This is a genomic window from Streptomyces sp. NPDC003943 (assembly GCF_053605265.1).
Window position 1 is genome coordinate 34,813 of the sequence record NZ_JBSGIW010000033.1, and the last position, 18,457, is coordinate 53,269.

At 72.5% G+C, this 18,457-nt stretch carries 13 protein-coding genes; 5 read left to right on the forward strand and 8 right to left on the reverse strand.

The window, feature by feature from the left end; all coding sequences use genetic code 11:
• Positions 1-2: 2 nt before the first annotated feature.
• The 3 genes from ACWEV0_RS16295 (at position 3) to ACWEV0_RS16305 (ending at position 4,726) form a co-directional block, all read left to right on the forward strand.
• The gene (locus tag ACWEV0_RS16295) at positions 3-440 is read left to right on the forward strand and encodes a hypothetical protein (RefSeq protein ID WP_453149968.1); all 438 of its coding nucleotides are present in this window, start codon (positions 3-5) and stop codon (positions 438-440) included.
• Positions 437-2,962: a GMC oxidoreductase gene (locus ACWEV0_RS16300; RefSeq protein ID WP_453149945.1), complete on the forward strand. Its 2,526-nt coding sequence runs from the start codon at positions 437-439 to the stop codon at positions 2,960-2,962. Before ACWEV0_RS16295 ends, ACWEV0_RS16300 begins: the two co-directional genes overlap by 4 nt.
• A gap of 249 nt (positions 2,963-3,211) precedes the next feature.
• A complete protein-coding gene (locus ACWEV0_RS16305; RefSeq protein WP_453149946.1) occupies positions 3,212-4,726 on the forward strand; it encodes a PP2C family protein-serine/threonine phosphatase in 1,515 nt (504 codons plus the stop codon).
• Between the two features lie 8 nt (positions 4,727-4,734).
• Here ACWEV0_RS16305 and ACWEV0_RS16310 read toward each other — a convergent pair whose 3' ends face one another.
• From ACWEV0_RS16310 to ACWEV0_RS16320, 3 genes are all read right to left on the reverse strand, one after another.
• Positions 4,735-5,757, reverse strand: coding sequence for a DNA topoisomerase IB (locus tag ACWEV0_RS16310; protein ID WP_453149947.1), 1,023 nt, complete (start codon positions 5,755-5,757; stop codon positions 4,735-4,737).
• Between the two features lie 266 nt (positions 5,758-6,023).
• Positions 6,024-8,423 (reverse strand): RICIN domain-containing protein, encoded by a 2,400-nt coding sequence (locus ACWEV0_RS16315; protein WP_453149948.1) that lies wholly within the window; start codon positions 8,421-8,423, stop codon positions 6,024-6,026.
• A 476-nt stretch (positions 8,424-8,899) separates the two neighbouring features.
• Positions 8,900-11,044 (reverse strand): glycoside hydrolase family 9 protein, encoded by a 2,145-nt coding sequence (locus ACWEV0_RS16320; protein WP_453149949.1) that lies wholly within the window; start codon positions 11,042-11,044, stop codon positions 8,900-8,902.
• 255 nt (positions 11,045-11,299) lie between these two features.
• On the opposite strand from ACWEV0_RS16320, the gene ACWEV0_RS16325 reads away from it, so the two are divergent.
• A complete protein-coding gene (locus tag ACWEV0_RS16325; RefSeq protein WP_453149950.1) occupies positions 11,300-11,821 on the forward strand; it encodes a universal stress protein in 522 nt (173 codons plus the stop codon).
• Between the two features lie 63 nt (positions 11,822-11,884).
• Here the strand turns inward: ACWEV0_RS16325 and ACWEV0_RS16330 are convergent, their stop codons facing one another.
• Positions 11,885-12,733: an SDR family NAD(P)-dependent oxidoreductase gene (locus ACWEV0_RS16330; RefSeq protein ID WP_453149951.1), complete on the reverse strand. Its 849-nt coding sequence runs from the start codon at positions 12,731-12,733 to the stop codon at positions 11,885-11,887.
• A 120-nt stretch (positions 12,734-12,853) separates the two neighbouring features.
• On the opposite strand from ACWEV0_RS16330, the gene ACWEV0_RS16335 reads away from it, so the two are divergent.
• Positions 12,854-15,247 (forward strand): SpoIIE family protein phosphatase, encoded by a 2,394-nt coding sequence (locus ACWEV0_RS16335; RefSeq protein ID WP_453149952.1) that lies wholly within the window; start codon positions 12,854-12,856, stop codon positions 15,245-15,247.
• An 84-nt stretch (positions 15,248-15,331) separates the two neighbouring features.
• Here the strand turns inward: ACWEV0_RS16335 and ACWEV0_RS16340 are convergent, their stop codons facing one another.
• The 4 genes from ACWEV0_RS16340 to ACWEV0_RS16355 form a co-directional block, all read right to left on the reverse strand.
• Positions 15,332-16,483, reverse strand: a complete 1,152-nt coding sequence (locus ACWEV0_RS16340; protein WP_453149953.1) for a PP2C family protein-serine/threonine phosphatase — start codon at positions 16,481-16,483, stop codon at positions 15,332-15,334.
• Positions 16,484-16,578: 95 nt separating this feature from the next.
• Positions 16,579-16,746, reverse strand: a complete 168-nt coding sequence (locus tag ACWEV0_RS16345; protein WP_453149954.1) for a hypothetical protein — start codon at positions 16,744-16,746, stop codon at positions 16,579-16,581.
• 22 nt (positions 16,747-16,768) lie between these two features.
• Positions 16,769-17,125, reverse strand: coding sequence for a PRC-barrel domain-containing protein (locus ACWEV0_RS16350; RefSeq protein WP_453149955.1), 357 nt, complete (start codon positions 17,123-17,125; stop codon positions 16,769-16,771).
• 116 nt (positions 17,126-17,241) lie between these two features.
• A complete protein-coding gene (locus tag ACWEV0_RS16355; RefSeq protein ID WP_453149956.1) occupies positions 17,242-18,174 on the reverse strand; it encodes a hypothetical protein in 933 nt (310 codons plus the stop codon).
• Positions 18,175-18,457: the final 283 nt, after the last annotated feature.

Genomic DNA, 18,457 nt, shown 5'->3' on the forward strand with positions numbered 1-18,457 from the left:
GGATGCTCCTCGACTCGCTGCGTGAGGGACGCCTCCAGCGCACCCTGTCGCTCGCCACCGGGCTCGGAGCCGCGGTCTCGGGCGCCGAGATCTACCTGGAACACGACCGGGCCTCCTTCGGCAACCGCGTGATGTGGTGGCCGGTGTGGCTCGGTCCGCTCGGACTCGGCGCGGGAATCGCCGGCTGGGCCGACCCGAGGGCCGCGCGCACCGTGCTGCCCGTCGTCTCCGCCGCGCTCGTCGCCAACGGCCTGCAGGGCGCCTGGCTGCACGTGCGCGGCATCGCCGCCAAACCCGGCGGCTGGCGGATGATCCGCTACAACCTGGAGCTCGGCCCGCCGCTGTTCGCGCCGCTCATGGTCAGCGGCGTCGGCGGGCTGGGCCTGCTCGCCGCCGTGTCCCGGAGAGAACTCCACGGAGGACTCCGGAGCGCACGATGACGGGCGGCCACCCCGACCGGCCCCGGATCCTGCGGCAGGCCGGCGCCTGGGACCCGGTGACCCGGGCGGTGGTGCTGGCACGGCTGCAACCGCCGCCGTGCCGGTTCCTCAGCCCGGCCGAGCAGGCCGTCGCGGGCCCTCTGCTGGACCTGCTCGTCGGCCAGGCGCACACCCCCGACAGGCTCCCGCTGCTCGAACTCGTCGACCAGCGGATCGCCGCGGGCGACAGCGACGGCGGAGGCGGCGAGGGCTGGCACCACGCCGATCTGCCCGAGGACGGCGCCGCCTGGCGGCTCTCGCTCGCGGCACTCGACGCCGAGGCCCGGCTCCGCCACCACGGCACCGGCTTCGCCGGCCTGAGCGTCGGCGACCGGCACCGGCTGCTGAGCGTGCTGGCCCGCCGGGCCCGGAAGCCCGGCCCCGCACCGCCCTGGCACGGCCTCCCCCTGCCCCACGTCTGGGAGCTCTGGCTGCGCCAGGCCTGCGCCGGCTACTACTCCCACCCCCTGGCCTGGGACGAGACCGGCTTCGGCGGACCGGCCTTCCCCCGCGGCTACGTACGCCTAGGCCGCGGCCTGCGCGAAGCCTGGGAGGACCCGCCCCCGACCCCGCCCTCCGACGAACCAGGACCGGCCCGCGGCCCGACCGGGCCCGCCCTGCCCTCCGGGGCCGCGGCGCTCGGGCGGGAGCGCGCGGCCGCCGGGCCGCACCGGGCCTCGGCCTCTGACGAACCGGGGCCGGGCCCCGGCCCGACGGGGTCCGCTCTGTCCCCCGAGCCCGCGGCGCCCCGCCCGGACCGTTCCGTCGGCCGGACGGCTGCCGACCCGGGCCCCACGCCCGCGGTGTCCCGTCCGGCTCGCCGTGTCGGCCTGCGCGCCGCCGCTGCGACCCTTCGGGAGACGTTGCGTCCCCAGGGCGCGCTGCGTGCCCGTAACGCCTCCGCGTGGTTGCCCGCAGCACGTGAGCTGCTCCCGGACATGCGCCGGTTCGACGACGAGGACGAGGTCGACCTCGTCGTCGTCGGGTGCGGCGCGGGCGGCGCCGTGCTCACGCAGCGCCTGGCCCATGCCGGCTGGCGGGTGGTGTGTCTGGAGGCCGGCCCGTTCTGGGACCCGCGCCGGGACTGGGTCAGCGACGAGGAAGGCTCGGGCCGGCTCCACTGGACCGAACCGCGGGTGATCGACGGATCCGACCCGGTGCCGCTCGGCGCCAACAACTCCGGCCGCGGCGTGGGCGGTTCCATGGTCCACTTCGCCGGCTACGCGCCCCGGCTGCACCCCTCCGACCTGCGCACCCGAAGCCTCGACGGCGTCGGCGCCGACTGGCCCCTCGACTACGCCGACCTCGCCCCGTACTACGCCCGCCTCGAACAGGAACTCCCCGTCGCCGGACAGTACTGGCCCTGGGGCGAACCGCACGCCTACCCGCACGCGCCGCACCCGGTCGGCGGCAACGGCGAGGTCATGCTGGAGGGCTGCGCCGCCCTCGGCATCGAGGCCCGGGTCGGGCCCGTCGCCATCGCCAACGGCCGTTTCGGCGCCCGCCCGCACTGCGTGTACCGCGGCTTCTGCCTCCAGGGCTGCACCGTCGGCGCCAAGGCGAGCCCGCTCATCACCCATGTCCCCGACGCCCTCGCGCACGGCGCCGAGATCCGCGCCGACTGCATGGCCACCGAGATCGTCACCCACCGGGGCCGGGCCACCGCGGTGCGTTACGTACGCGGGGGTCGCGAACACCTCCAGCGCGCTCGCGCCGTGGCCCTCGCCTGCTACTCGATCGAGACCCCGCGCCTGCTGCTCAACTCCGGCCTCTGCAACGAGTACGACCAGGTCGGACGCTATGTGATGGTGCAGGGCGCACCGCAGGTCGCCGGCCGCTTCGACGACGAGATCCGGATGTACAAGGCGCCGCCGCCCGAGGTCTCCACCGAGCAGTTCTACGAGACGGACCCGGCCCGCCCGTACCGTCGCGGCTTCTCCGTGCAGACCGTCTCACCGCTGCCCGTCGTCTTCGCCCGGCACCTCGCCGAGCACGGCCACTGGGGCGTCGACCTCCGCGACCGGATGCGGACCTACCCGTACTGGGCCACCCTCGGCGCCCTGTGCGAGTACCTGCCGCAAGCCGGCAACCGCGTCACCCTCGACACCCAGACCGACGCGCACGGACTGCCCGTCGCCCGCTTCACCCACGGCAAGTGCGGCAACGACGAGCTCATGACGGAGGCCGCCGTCGGCGTCATGAGCGACATCCTCACCGCCGCCGGGGCGCGCGAGCTGGTCCCCGTCGAGCGCTACGCGCATCTGGTCGGCGGCTGCCGGATGGCCACCCGCCCCGAAGACGGCGTCGTCGACGCGGACCTGCGCACCTTCGCCGTACCCAACCTCCTGGTGACCGACGGCAGCGTGCTGCCGACCCAGGGCGCCGCCAACCCGGCCCTCACGATCATGGCGCTCGCCGACCGGGCCGCGGCCCGGTTGATCGCCGGCGCCCGCGCCGGCCGGCCGCTCACCACCAGGGCGTGAGCCCGCCGTCGGCGTGGCGCGGCGCGGCGCGTCCGGCCGCCGGCCGGCCCGTGATCGCGGGAATCCGCCACGGCACGGCGCTTGTGTCATGCTCGTCCTATGACGGGTGACCGCGACGCGGCGGCACGCTCCGAGCGGGCAGGCGGCAGCCCCGGTAACGAGGCCGGAGCTTCCGTCTTCTCTGCGAGCCGTCTCGCGGCCCGCAGAAAGGGACCGGTCCCGGCAGCAGACCAGACCGCGGCCCTGCCGGTGTCCGCCGTTCAGGAGGTCCTCGACGGCCTTTCCGGTTCGGCGATCTTCCTCGTGCCCGAGTTCGACGCGGACGGCGCCGTCGCGGACTTCCGGATCATGGCGGCGTCCCCCGACGCGTACGACACCGAACAGCGCAGGGGCAAGGAGCTCATCGGGCTGAGCATCCTGGAGACGTACCCGGCGCTGGCCGGCACGGAGCTGTGGCAGGGATACCTGCGGGTCCTGGAGACCGGCGGCCGGTACGTGGGGGAGCCGTTCGAGTACGAGGAGGGCGTCGCCGGCAATCCACGGGTGTCCCGGTTCGCGGTCCGGGTGGCGCCCTGCCGGCAAGGGCTGATCGTCTCCTGGACGAGCCTGGACAGCGGCGAACGCGAGCAGAACCGGCTGGCCGTGATGCAGCGGCTCGGTCACATGGGCTGGGTGGAGCGGGACCTGGTCCGGAACGTCATCACCTGGTCGGACGAGGTCTACGCCATCTTCGACAGAGATCGTTCGCTCGGTCCGATGACGCTGGAGGAACTCTCGACCCACGCCGTCCCCGAGGATCAGCCCATGCTGAGGAGGGGCGTGAGGGGTCTTCTGCGCGACGGCGAGGCCCTCGACCTCGTCGTCCGCATGGCAGCCGCCGCCGGTGGGGAGGTCCGGCACGTGCGGATCATCGCCGAGGCCGAGGTCGACGTCGAGGGCACCCCGGTGCTCGTCCACGGCTTCTTCCAGGACCTGACCGCGGTGAAGAGGACCGAAGAGCAACTGCTCGACCAGGAGAAGGCCGTCCTGGCCGGGCGCAGCCTGCTGGCTGCCGAACGCGACCTCGCCGCCCGGCTCCAGCATGCGCTGCTGCCGCTGCCCGAGCAGTCCCTGCGCCTGGCCGGCCTCACCGTGAACGTGGCCTACCAGCCTCTGCAGACCGGGCTCAATGTCGGCGGCGACTGGTACAGCGCCATCGAGCTGCCCGACGGCAGTGCCCTGCTCGTCGTCGGCGACGTCGCCGGTCACGGACTCGAAGCGGTCGCCACCATGGCCCAACTGCGCTTCATGGCCAAAGGCATGGCCATCACCGGCACGCCCCTGCCCAGGATCCTCGCCCGGCTGAACACCCTGCTCCTGCACGACTGGGAGCAGACCTACCGGACGGCCACCATGATCATGGCCGGCTACGAACCCTCGACCTCCCAGCTCACCTGGGTGCAGGCGGGCCACCCGCCCCCCTTGTACCTGCACAAGGGCCGAGCCCGCTATCTTCCCGCCCCCGAAGGCGTCCTGCTCGGCGCGGTGGCGGCAGCACGGTACGAGGCGTCCACCCTGCGCCTTGAGCCCGGTGACCAGCTGCTGCTGTACACCGACGGTCTGGTCGAGAGGCCGGGCGAGGACATCGATGTCGGCCTGGACCGCCTGGCCCGCGCCGCGGCGGAGTCCGCCGGCGGCACCGGGTCGCTGGACGACGTCCTGGCCACCCTCCTCGGTCCGGACGCCCGCCGCGACGACGTCTGCGCCGTGCGGATCAGCCTCTGAGAACCTCCTCACCGTGAGTCGTCGTCGAGGAGGTCCAGCACCGCTCGCTCGACGGCGCCATGGGTCGCGGGAAGGCCGAACCCGCGGTGTTCGCCGAGCCGTCCGAGATCGGGGGCGACCGTGACGCCGTCCGCGTACAGTTCCAGGACACGGGGCGCGATGTAGGAGTCCCGGCAGACCGCCGGCGTGTTGCCCAGGTAGTCGCTCACCTCCCGCACCGCCCGCCGCACGGCCTTCCGGCGCGCCGTCGCGGATTCGTGCCCGGCCTCCTCGGACACCGCGAGAGCGACGGCCGCGAGGACGGTCGCGTGCCAGGTGCGGAAGTCCTTGGCGCTGACGTCGGCGCCCGAGCGGTCGCGCAAGTAGGCGTTGAGGGCGTCGGCGTGGACGTCGTGCCAGGCCCTTCCCTCCCAGTAGGCGAAGAGCCGCGGGCCGTCCCCGCCCCTGCGCAGGAGGGATCGCACCACCCGGTAGGCCGCGTCGTCGACCAGGCTCCCCGTCACCTGCTTGCCGGACTTGCCGGGATAGTCGAAGTCGACCCGGCCGCGCGCGCAGTGGACCTGGGACCGCAGAAGGGTGGTCAGGCCGTACGACTCGTTGTCGCGGAGGTGGCGGTCGCCGCCGACGCGGAAGAAACCCAGGTCGAGCAGGCGGGCCGCACAGGCGAGCACGCGTTCCTGGCACAGCCCGCGAAGCCCGAGATCGTGCCGGACGGCCTCGCGCAGCACGGGCAGGGCGGCGGCCACCTCCAGCACGTGCGTGTGCTTGGCGCGCTCCTGCCGGGCGCGGTACTCGCTGTGGTACAGGTACTGCCTGCGCCCCGCGTCATCGGTGCCCACGGCCTGGATGTGCCCGTTCGGCCAGGGGCAGATCCAGACGTCACGCCAGGCGGGAGGGATCACGAGCGCCCGCACCCGCTCCCGGTCGGCCGGACCGAGGGGCCGGCCCTCCGTGTCGAGGTAGCGGAATCCGCGGCCGTGCGGCAGCCGTCGCCATCCCCGTCCGGCGGGATCACTGGTTCGAAGTCGCACGCCCTTCGTGTTCCCCGGATCGGGCGGGCCACGCGGCGCGCCTCCGCGACGCCGCTCAGGCCGTGGCCTCGGGGTGTCAGCGGGGCGCCTTGTTGCCGGCTTCCGGCGCGCGATCGCCGTCGACGGACGGTCCGTCCCCGGCGGTCCGGCGTACCACCTGGCCGTCACCCGCTGACCCGGCACACACGCGGCGGATGACGTCGACGACGTAGGGCGGGGCAGGACCGTTGCCGGCCTGCCCCGCCCGGTGTGTGGTGGCCGATGGGTCAGGAGACCTTGATCAGCCGCCACTGCTGGTTGGTGCCGCCGGTGGTGATGTACTGGTCGACGGAGGCGCCGCTGGAGGTCGACGCGCCGCGTACGTCGAGTGCGTAGCCGTTGGTGCGGGACTCGATGGTGTACGTGCCGTTGTTCGCCGGGGCGATCACCCACTGCTGCTCGGGGCCGCCGGTGCCGGTCCGGATGCCGAGCTGGGTGCCGGGCCAGGTGGTGGCCTGGGGGACCGTGAGGGGCTTGAGGCCGGCAGCGCCGGTGACGGTGTAGTAGCCGTCGCTGTCACGGGCCAGGGTCCACTGCTGGTTGGCGCCGCCGTTGTCGGGCCACTGGATGACGGGGGTGCCGTCGGCGGTCTGGCCGCCGGAGGCGTCGAGGAGCTGGCCGCTGTTGGCGTTGACGATCTTGTACGTGCCGGAGAGCGCGGTCGTCGTGCCGGGGGTGACGCGGAAGTCGGCGTACTGGACGGGGTAGTAGCCGGCGGTGCCGAGTCCCACCTGTCCGCCGCCGAAGCTGCTGTCGGTGACCGTGGCCCGGGTCTGGCCGTCAATGGCGACGGTGATGGAGTCGCCCTGGAAGGTCAGGGCGAGGTTGTGCCAGGTCCCGGTGCCGGACGCGGGCACGGTTCCCTCGGCGAGCGGCGGGGTGATGGTGTTCCAGTCGCCCCAGGGGCGGCCGGACTTGAGGAGCTTCCAGGTGCCGGTGTCGCTCAGGCGCAGGTGGTAGGCGTTGAGCCCGTTGTTGTTCTTGTCCTGCGTGCCGGTCCGGCCGAGGAGTTCGGCGGCGCTGCCGCCCTGCTCCAGGAGCACGTCCGCGCTGACCGTGTAGTCGCTCCAGCTCTGCTCGCCCATGATCGTGTAGGGCTGGTTGGACGTCTCGTCGGTCCACTGGATGGGCGAGACCGGCGCCATCTGGCGCAGGCAGGAACCGGTGCGGCCGCCGGCGCAGGGCGCCGACTCGAAAGCCCCGTTCATCGTGGAGAAGTACGTCGCCTCGCGGCCCTGGGGGTAGCCGCCGAGGGAGTCCGTGTACGGGAGAGCCAGCTGCTTGCGCTGCGGCGGTGTCGTGACGCCCGCGCCCTGCCCGGTGGTGGTGGTCACCGTGTAGACGCGGCCCGGCTCCAGCGTGAGGCTGTACGTGCCCGCGCTCGCGGTCAGATCGGCGCCGCGCACCATGCGCGGGGTGGCGCCGCCGTTCTGGGAGAGGTCGGTGGACCACACGTGCAGGGTGCCGCCGGGGAGGCCGCCGGCGACCTTCAGGTTCACCGTCTGCGCGGCGGTGGCGTCCATCGTCTCGAAGACGGTGCTCCAGGCGGACTTGTCGGGCGCCGCGTAACTGACGTAGCTGCCCTCGGTGCCGTTGCGCGCCCCCAGGTAGCCGGTGGCGGTGTCCACGTACTTCCAGCCGGGCGAGGTGAACTGGGTGGTCTGGGCGATGGACCAGGTGGTGCGGCCGACGCTGTAGTTGCCGGACCACGGCTGGTTGGCGGTGATCAGTCCGGTGTCGTGGAAGCCGAGGTTCTGGTAGAGCGAGGCGACGAGCGGCCAGTTGATGTACGCCGTCATCTTCGCGTCGATGTAACCCCTGTTGATGGCACGGGCGACGGGGCCGGCGCCGACCTCCGCGCCCTCCGAGCCGTTCTCGCTGGCCCAGATCGGCTTGCCGAGGTTCTGGGCGTCGGCGGACGAGGAGCATTGGGTCATCGCCGACATGTACCCGCAGTTGTAGTGGGAGCCGGCGACGTCCACCGCGTCGTAGAGGGCCGGGTCGTTCTTCATGGCCGTGGCGATCGGCCAGCCCCACGACTCACCGCCGAGGATCTTGGTGGAGCTGTAACCCCGGCTGATCAGGGCGGACTTGAGGGACTTGTACCAGGCGGCGTCGAAGTCGCGCTCGTTCCAGCCGCCCATGTAGTCCACGGTCAGACCGTGCTGCCTGGCACAGCCGAGCCAGGTGGTCAGATAGTCGATCATGTCCTGGGAGTAGAAGGTGTGGTTGCCGATCCAGCCCGGCGCGCCCCAGGACAGGGCGGCGAACTTGATGTTCGGGTTACGGGACTTGGCCTGCTCCATGAGCCACCACTCGTAGCCCGCGTTGCAGTCGACCACACCTCTGCTGTGCTCGATGCTGGCCTCGGCGCCGTCGGTGGAGTTGGTGTCGCCGCCGACCTCGACCTTGAGGATCTGCAGGCTCGCCCCGTAACCGGGCTTGAAGAGGTAGTCGAGGATCTCGCCCTGCTGGGCGGCCGGATAGTCGCGCAGCAGACGGGTGTTGCCCCCGCCGCCGCTGATCGCCCCGATACCGTCGAAGGTCCGGCCGGCACTGGTGCCGTCCACGGTGATCGTCGGCTTCGGGGCGGCCGCAGTCGCCGGTGTCGAGGCCTCGCTGCTCACGGACGCGATGGTCAGGAGCGCGGCGGCGACGGTGGCCACGCGCCTGACGAGTCGGCTCGTTCTGGGGGATGTGCGCAAGGTGCGGTCCCTTCTGGGCACGGTTCTGTTGCGCGGACGCACGGCTCCGGCCGCGAGGACAGTGGTGCGCGTGCGGTGTTCGAGGGGCCGCCGTGAGGTCGGGCCCCGGAGTGGAGAGAGGCTCCGTCCGGCGGTCGGCGTCGATGGACGGACGGAGCCGATGGACGGACGGAGCCGTGAGCCCCACGGCTGACCGGATGGATTCTCACCACTCGATTCGACCGCTGTCCAGAGGATGGACAACAAAATCGCACATTGAATGATCGGTTCTGCTCGATCGGTTGATCAGCAAGCGCCATCGCGCAGAACGATCGGTGAAACTCGAGGGGATCGCGTCATGTTGCGCTCGGGTTTGTTTGGATGTGTTGACACGGTGCACGGTCCCGGCCGGCCGCGGATCAGGCGCAGGCGCTCCCGTTGAGCGTGAAGGCCGTGGGGGAGGGATTCGAGCCCGTGTGGGTGCCCTGGACGCCGAAGCTCGCGGTCGCGCCAGGGGCGATCGTGCGGTTCCAGTCGGCGTTGCGGGCGCTGACGGCGGTGCCGTTCTGGGTGACGGTGGCGTTCCAGGCGCTCGTGACGCGCTGGCCGCCCGGGTAGGCCCAGGCCAGCTGCCAGCCGTCGACGGCCGTGGGGCCGGTGTTCTTGACGGTGACGGTCGCGGTGAAGCCGCTGTTCCAGGCGTTGTTCACCGTGTACGTCACCGCGCAGGCGGCGGTGGGCGGTTCGCCGCCGGTGGAGGTTCGCTCGGCGGCGTAGGCGGCGAGCCAGGCCAGCGGGGCGTTCCAGTTGACCGCCACCTCGTTGGTCGAGTACGAGCCGATGTCGTCGATGTAGCAGGCGGCGGGCGCGCAGCCGGTCAGTTTCTCCTGCGCGACCGGGTCCTGGAGGCCGCTGTTGGCGCCGCCCGCGAGCGAGCCGGCCGGCGGGTGGGGCAGCGAGGCGTCCAACTGGTGGGCCCAGAAGCGGTGGTGCTGGTTCTGCGAGGACGTCTCGCCGTGGCCGGTCACGTACGACACGCCGAGCGCGTTACGGCCGAGCAGGTAGTCCATGGTCTCCAGCGCACCGGCGCGGTAGCGCCCGTCGCCCGTCAGCTCGCCGGCGACGGCCATGACGATCGCGTCGCCGGCGACCTCGCCGTTCGAGCCCCAGAAGTATCCGTCAGCCGGGACGGGTACGGCGTAGCCCTGGGCGGCCATCCTGGACAGATAGCCGTCGGCGGCTGCCGTCACCGAGGCCCTGATCCGGGCCAGGTCGGACGCGGGAAGCCCGTTGGGGACGGTGGCCAGGGTGAGCCGGCCGAGCGCGGCCGTGTCGGCCCAGCCGAAGCCGTACGGGCCGAAGGCGTCGGCGGAGGTGTGCCAGGACGAGGAGGTGACCGCGTCCCGGTAGGCGCTCTCGCCGGTCGTCGCGTACAGCTCGGCGGCCGCCCAGTAGAACTCGTCGGTGACCCGCGTGTCTTCGTAGGCTCCGCCGCCCGTGCTGTCCGAGCTCGGCGCGTACAGCGCGGGGTTGGCCTGCGCCGCGCTCCAGGCCCGGCGGGCGGCCGACAGGCACCTGTCGGCGTACGCGGAGTCGTACGGGCGGAAGACCCGGGCGCACTGCGCGGCGGCCGCCGCGAGGTTGAGGGTCGCCGCCGTGGACGGCCGGTGCAGCTCGCGGGGCTGCGCGTCCTGGTCGGGGCGCAGCGGCATACCGGTCCAGGCCGCGTCGTGGACCTTGTGGAAGGCCATGCCCGCGTACGGCCTTCCTTCGGGCACCTGCATGCGCATCAGGAAGTCGAGTTCCCAGCGCGCCTCGTCCAGGACGTCCGGTATGCCGTTGCCGCGCTCCGGGACGCGCAGGGTCGAGTCGCCCAGCGCCGCGTCCCCGCCCGCCCGCTTGGCCCGTTCGAAGGAGTTGACGACCAGCCAGGTGGCGATGCCGCCGTTGACCACGTACTTGCCGTGGTCGCCCGCGTCGTACCAGCCGCCCCTGACGTCCTGCGTGTAGTCGCACACGCCGGCCTGGCACGGGACGGACGTGTCGCCCTGGTTGGGCGCGACTCCGGCGTGTCCGGCCGGGCGGGCGTAGGCGGAACCCACGAGGGAGGCGTCGATCGCGATGCCGCTGCGCTGGTGGTAGAAGAACGCCATCGAGTCGGAACGCAAGGTGTCGTAGAGGTCGGCGCGGATGTCGAAGGGCGCGCTGCTGTCGCCGTCCACGGACAGGACGTATCCCGAGCCCGTGCTCCGGTACGAGGAGAAGTCGGCCACCTGGACGGACTGCCCGGAGGGGGTGTCCGCGCCGCGCGGGACGGTCGATCCGGAGGCGACCACGGCGCCGGACGCGTTCCGCAGCTGCCAGGAGAGCGCCTGCGTCGCCGTGGTGACGACGGTGGCGCGCTTGGGCCCGTCCGGCAGATAGCCGACCTGGTTGACGCGTACGGCCGTGGTCGCCGCCGTGGCGGAGGCGTCCGCGGCGGCCGGTGCGGAGACGAGACCGCCGAGGAGGAGGGTGCCGGTCAGCAGGGCGGTGGGGAGGCGTAACAAACGAGAGGGTGGCATGTGCGGCTCCTGTATGCGTCGGGAGAATCGGCAGGTCAGGTGGGAGTGGGAGCGCTCCCAGACGAGGGAAGTCCGAACACCGGTTGAGGGGGACGGAGATCTGAGCGCAGGGTAGTGATGCCCGCCCATACGGTCAACGGGATCGACGCGGTGGCGCGGGGCCGACCGCCACGCCGGGCCCGTACCCACGAGCCTTGTCGCCGCCGTACTGGCACTGTGGCTCTCGCTGACCGCCATCGGAGGAGGCTGAACCCCATGACCGTGGTCGTCTGGATCGTCGAAGGCACGTGGCGAGCCTGCGTGGACGCCGCCCGCGCCCACACCCCGGCGGACGCCGACATCGTCCTCCTGCACGTCACCCCCGCAGACGTCCCGGGCGCCGCGCACGGCGCCTTCGCCGGGCTCCTCGGCCGCGGCCACCCCACGGGGCACCGCCCGGCCGAAGGCTGGGGGCGGGACCCCGGGACGCGCCTGGAACACCTCGCCGCCACGTCCGCGCGGCAGCTGCTCCAGGACGCCGCCGACCGCCTGAGCCGCCCCTGCACGCGTACCGAACGCACCGGGCGCGTCGAGCGCGAGGTCGTCGCCGCGGCCGAGGGCAGCGACCTGCTGATCCTGGCCCGGGACGGCGACCGCACCCACCTCGGCCCGCACAGCCTCGGCCCCGCCGCACGCTTCGTCGTCGACCACGCCCCCTGTCCGGTGCTGCTCGTGTGGCCCGAACCGGCGCCGGGGCTGCCCACCATGCCGCCCCCTCCTCCGCGTCACACCGCCTGACGGCGGCGAACCGTCCCCGGTCATCGGCTGAACGTCACCGGCGGCCTCGGCCGTGACCGCCGGTCAGGACCGCGGGGCGCGCGGCTCCAACCGGAACCCGAAGCCGAGGGTGCCCGGATCGAGTGCGGTCGCGCCGCCGTCGACGGTGAGCACCGCCCCGTTCACGAACGAGGCGGCGGGCGACAGCAGCCAGGTGATGGCCTCCGCGACCTCGTGCGGCTCGCCGGGCCGCCCGGCGGGAAGAACCCGGGTCACCTCCTCGTACGCCGCTTCCAGACCGCTCCCGTCCGGACCGCTCCCGTCCAGACCGTTCCCGTCCAGGCCCGCCTCCTCCGCGAACCGGCTCATCCGGCGGTCCGCCATGTCGGTGCGCACCCAGCTCGGGCACACGGTGTTGGCACGCAGCCCCGCGCCCCCGTAGTCGACCGCGAGCGAGCGGCACAGCTGGAGCAGCGCCGCTTTGGAGGTGGCGTAGGCGGCGTTCCCGACCCCGTTGCGCAGGGCGGACACCGAGGCCACCGCGACCACCGCGCCGCGGGCGTCGAGCAGGTGCGGGAGCGCGGCGCGCAGCAGCAGGAACGGACCGGTGAGGTTGGTCCGCATGACCTCGTCCCAGTCCTCCAGGGTCACCTCGCCCACCCCGCCGCCCCGCCCGATGCCGGCGTTGAGCACCAGACCGTCGAGCCGCCCGTACGTGCCGACCACCGTCTCGACGAGCGAGGCCACCGCGGCGGGGTCCCCGACGTCCGAGGGGACGGGCAGGGCGCCGGTCTCCTCCGCGACCAGCCGCAGCGGCTCGGGGCGGCGCCCGGACACCGCCACCTTGTGCCCCGCCCGGGCCAGTGACCGGGCGGTCGCGGCCCCGATCCCCGTTCCGCCTCCGGTCACCAGGTACACGCGCTCGTCCGACATGTCCCACGCCTCTCCCGTGCCTCGTCCACCGCCCCCGTCCCGGTGATCTTAGGCATGCGCGGCGCCCCGGACCGGATCGAGCGCACTGCGGTCGCGACCACTCGGAAGGATGATGGGACCATGGAAGGGCTGCCATTCACTCCTCCCGCCGGGGCGGACGAAGGCGGGCACCTCGGCCCGCCCCGGGCCGCCCTCGCCCTGCTCGCCGCGGACGGAGTGCTCGTCGGGTGGAGCCGTGAGGCCGAGGCCCTCCTGGGATATCCGGCTTCGCAGGTACTGGGACGCCCGGCGGCGGACCTGATCGCAGGCTCGCACGGCGATCGCGACGGATCGCAAGGGCCACGGTCGGATCAGCTGCGGATCGGCGGGACGCGCAGTGCCGTCGTGGACGTGCGCCACCGCAGCGGACGCACCGTGCGTGTGGCAGTGACCCTGCATCCCCTCACCCCCGCCTCCGACGCGGTCTCATCCGGCCGGGCACCCTCCGCCGTCCTCATGGCGGCTGAGCTGGAAGGGCTTCGCTGGTGGGAGACCCGACAGGCGATGCTCCAGGGGCTCGTCACCCAGTCGCCGGTGACACTGACCATCTACGGTCCCGGGGCGCGCCTCCTGTGGGCCAACGCATCCAGCGTCCGGGAGCTCGGCGGCGACCTCACAGCCCTGCTCGGCCGCTCCATGACCGAACTCTTCCCCGGCGATGTCCTCACCACCCAGCATCTGGCGCCGCCGGAGGACCTCGTCCAGCAGATCCTCGACACCGGTGAGCCGATCATCGACGTGCATTTCCGAGGGCGCTCGCCGGCCGACCCGCGGCGTGAGCACGTCTGGTCCTCGTCCTACTTCCGGCTCCTCGACGGCCGCGGGGAGCCGGTGGGCGTGTGCGAACAGTCCATCGACGTCACCGACCACTACCGTGCGCAGCAGCGCCTCGCGCTCCTCGCGGAGGCCGGCGCTCGGATCGGCTCGACGCTCGACCTGTCCGGAACGGCAGCGGAGCTCGCCAGGATCGCCGTACCGCAGTACGCCGACGCCGTGCTCGTCGACGTGGCGGCAGAAGTGCTCGAAGGAGAGGAACCGAAGCCCGTCACGGCATGGAACCTCGTACGCGTGGCGGACTCCGACGGGGAACCGTCCCAGGTGGGTGAGACGGTCGCGTACGCCGCCGGATCGTCGCAGGCCGAGAGCCTCGCCAGGGGCCGGCCGACCACGGACGCCGCGGTCGCGCCGACACGGCTGTACGTCCCGCTGATCGTGCGGGGAACGCCGTTGGGCCTCGTCACCTTCGTGCGGGGCGAGGACTCGGAACCCTTCGACGACGGCGACCGGGCAGTGGCCGAGGAACTGGCGTCGCGGACCGCCGTCTGCATCGACAACGCCCGGCGGTACCGCCGGGAGCACACCGCCGCGTTCATGCTCCAGCGCAGCCTGCTGCCACGATCGCTGCCCGAGCTGAGCGCGGTCGAGGCGGCGAGCCGCTACCTGCCCGCCGACAGCCACCTCGGCGCCGGAGGCGACTGGTTCGACGTCATTCCGCTGTCGGGGGCACGTGTCGGACTCGTCGTGGGGGACGTCGTCGGCCACGGACTGGGGGCCGCTGCCACCATGGGGCGCCTGCGCGCGATGGTGCGCACCCTGGCCGAGCTGGACCTCGCGCCCGACGAACTCCTGGCCCGGCTGAACGATCAGGTCGGCAAGGACGCGTCGGACCAGGACGGGACAGGCGCGGACAGCAGTGGCGCCGTCGGAGCGACGTGCGTCTACGGGATCTACGATCCGGCTTCCCGGACGAGCACCTGGGCGGCGGCCGGACACCTCCCGCCGGCGGTGGTGCAGCCGCACGGCCCCGTCAGCTTCCTTCGTCTGCCGCCGGGGCCTCCGCTGGGCGTCGGACGGCTTCCCTATGAGGGCGCGGAAGTGGAGCTCGCCGAGGGAAGCCTGGTCGTCCTGTTCACCGACGGCCTGGTGGAAGCCCGGGGTCAGGGCATCGACGTGGGGTTGGACCGGTTGGCGGCCGTACTCGGCGAGCAGCGAGGATCGTCGGCCGACCGACTGTGTGCCCAGATCGTCGCGGAGCTGGCATCGGACCAGGTGCAGGACGACGCGACGCTCCTCGTCGCGCGCACCCGTGCGCTGGGCGCGCGTCAGGTGGCGACCTGGGAGCTGCCCTCGGACCCCGCGCTCGTCGCACGCGCACGCGCGATGGCAGCGGAACAGCTGGGGCGCTGGGGGCTGGACGATCTGGTCTTCACCACGGAACTGGTGGTCAGTGAACTGGTCACCAACGCGATCCGGCACGCCTCCGGCCCGATCGGCCTGCGGTTGATCCGGGACCGTTCTCTGATCTGCGAGGTCTCCGACTCGCAGCACACCTCACCGCATGCCCGTTACGCCGGCAGTGACGAGGAGGGCGGGCGTGGACTGTTCATGGTCGCCCAGCTCACCGACCACTGGGGTACGCGCTACATGCCGGCAGGGAAGACGATCTGGGCGGAACAGGCCCTGCCCACGGCCTGACGGCCACGCGCCGCGCTTCCCGCGTGGGCGGCTCGGGTCTTGGTGCCGCTCCCGTCGGCCGAGCGCGCCTGCTCGCGGCCCCCGTCAGTGCGCGAGTTCCTCCCTCTCGGCACCGCCGGACCGGGCACCGTCGCCGTCACCGTCGCTGTCCGTCTGCAGGCGTACGGCCAGGGCGGCGATGTCATCGTCGAGGCTGCCTTTGCTGTGACGGAGGAGGTCGTGGTGCAGGGCCGTGAGCAGAGCACGGGGAGGTGCGGGGGGCTGTCGACTCATCCATTCCGTCAACGGGAAGAACTCACCGTCCCGGGCACGGGTTTCGGCGACCCCGTCCGTATAGAGGAGCAGGATCTCGCCGGGAGCGAAGTCGAAGGTGTCCGCACGGTAGTGGTCACCGATCAACTCCGCGAGGCTGAGCAGGGGCGAGGGGGCGGACGGCTCGAGGACGCGGACGCTCTTCAGGCTGTGCACCAGGGGAGGCGGGTGTCCGCAGTTGACGATGGTGATGCGGCTTCCTTGATGCGGGATCTCGACGAGCAGCGCGGTGGCGAAACGTTCCATCGGCGCTTCGGGTGGATGGGCGGCGTTGTGCCGGGCGCAGCTGGCGTCCAGCCTGCGGGCGATGTCGGCCATGGAGGCCTCGCCGTGTGCCGCCTCCCGGAAGGCGTTGACGATCGCCGCAGCCGCCCCCACCGCCGGCAGGCCCTTGCCCCGCACGTCGCCGATGAGCAGCCGTACCCCGTACGGGGTGTCGACCACCTCGTAGAAGTCGCCGCCGATGCGGGCCTCCGCGGCGGCAGCGAGGTACAGCGATTCGATCTCGACGTTCCGGAAACGGTGCGGAAGGGGCCGCAGCACCACCTGCTGGGCCGTGTCGGCGACGAGCCGTACCTGAAAGAGCGTGCGCTCCCGCTGAAGCCGGACATGGCTTCCGTACGCGGCGGCCACGGTGACCGCGACGATCCCCCCGCACGTCCACCACGTCCCCAGACCGGGGAAGACGAGGCTGAGGCCGATCATCAGGAAGAGGCAGACGGTCCCGATCAGGACGGTCGGGAGGACCGGCCACATGGCGGCGGCCAGAGCCGGCGCCGCGGGCAGGAGGCGGCTGAAGGCCATCTCCGGCGGGGTGGCGTAGGCCAGGCTGGCGATCACGATGGTCAGAACCACCGGCGACAGCCGCACAAGCCTGCCGTAACCGTGGTTCCGACGGAGCCGCGGCCGTCCAGACTCGATCATGAATCCCAGAGTATCCGCGAGGGGCCCGCTCAGCGACGTGACGAGCGGGCAGAGCACCGGGCTCGCCGTGACGGGGAGACCGGAGGGAGGGGGAGCTATCGCACGGGGCGACGCCCGGAACGCCGGAATCGGACGGCCCCCAGGGCCAGCGCGGCGAGGAACACCAGCACGCCGATCACCAGGAGATAGAGAAGTCCGTGAGCGACCGCACCTACGATGCCAAGGACGATCGCAGCCACAACGAGCAGCAGTATCCAGACCATCACGGCCACTTCTTCCCACTGATCAGCGCCGGGCCAGACGGCGCTCGCCGCCGGCGCCGGGCTGGTACTCCAGTTTGTAGTGCGCGAAGACATCCGGTTCTCGCTCGGCCGGCAGCACGCCGTCGGTGTCGATGGCCGGTGCGTCTTTCACCAGGGACTTGCCGAAGGGGACCTTCAGGTAGCCAGGGCCGACCGTGGCCTCGTCGAGGGGCACGAACACCAGCCGGTGCCGCGTGGGAAGACCGACGGTCACGGTCGCGAACGACGGTTCGTCGGTCGCGGTGTCCACGTAGACCGACTCGAGCGTGCCGATCTTCTTCCCGTCCGCGTCGACGACGTCGTGCTCGCGCCACTCCCGGATGTCGGCGACGTTGATCATCGATCAGCCTCCGTTCGCTTCCCGGACTCCATCATGTGGCCGAATGTGGCATTTCGCCCGTGGGTGGTTCCGGACGACACCGAACCACGTGCGAGCGGTGCGGTCGGCGGCCGGGACTACCGAACGCGTACGGGCTCCGGAGTCCGTACGGACTCGGGCGGCAGGCTCCTGGGCTCCGGCTCGTGGCTCTCCGAAGCGCCGAACCACGCCACCGCCACCGCGCCGGTGACCGCCAGCACGAAGCCGAGGGCGGCCGGCCAGGCGAAGCCCGGGCGGGAGGCGTCTCCCAGCCACCACACACCGATCATCCCCGGCAGCACGGTCTCGCCGACCACGAGCGCCGCCGTCGCCCCGTTCACCGAGCCGACCTGCAGCGCGACCGTGTGGAGGTACATGCCGCCGAACCCGGCCACGACGATCGCGTACAGCGCCGGGTCCGTCAGGACGGTGCCCGGATCGAAGGGGGCTATGCCGTTCAGGATCCGCACCCCGACCCCGAGCGCGCCGAAGCCCAGACCCGACAGAAGACCCGCGAGGATCGCCGCCCGGGCGCCGAGCATCCGCACGAGGAGCGTGCCGCCGACCATCAGCAGCAGCGAGACCGCGAGCAGCCACCAGTGCGTGGCGACCGGGGTGCGCCCGCTGCCCTCCGGGCCCGCCGCGCTCGCCAGCAGCACCAGGGCCGAACAGACCACACCGATCGAGGTCCACTCCGCGCGGGTCAGCCGAGTGCCGAGCAACCTCACGCTCAGGACGGCCGTGATGACCAGGTTGGCGCTGATCACGGTCTGGGAGAGGAAGAGCGGGAGCAGGCGGGCGGCGAGCGCGCCGAGGCCGAAGCCGACGAAGTCCAGAATCGTGCCGGCGATGAACTCCCAGGTCATCGCAGCTTTCGCGGTCGACGACAGGCTCGGCCCGCCGTGCTGGGTGAGCTGCCCCGCCGCAGCCGCCTCGCGCCGGGCGGACCTGCGGGAGCCGAGCGCCTGCAGCACCGATCCCGTGCCGTAACAGATCGAGGCGGCGACGGCGGTCAGCAGTCCTATGAGCACCAGCAGGCTCCCTTCACACGGCGGGGGGTCGGTCCGCCCGGTTCGTTCTCCGCTTGGCAGACGTCGGATCGGGCTCCCGCGTTGCCTCCGACCTCCGACCGCGGGTGGCGCTGTCGCTGTTCCTGCGGCGGGGGCAGTGGGAGACGTCGGCGTCCCCGTCTGCCCCCACGCCGACGGCGTCGGGCTGCGCGAGCTTGTCCAGTCACCTGCGCCTGCGCCCGGTGACGCGGGGCTGGAGTTGCTGCGTACCCCCGCCTCCCCGGCATGCCCTCGAAAGGCCTCG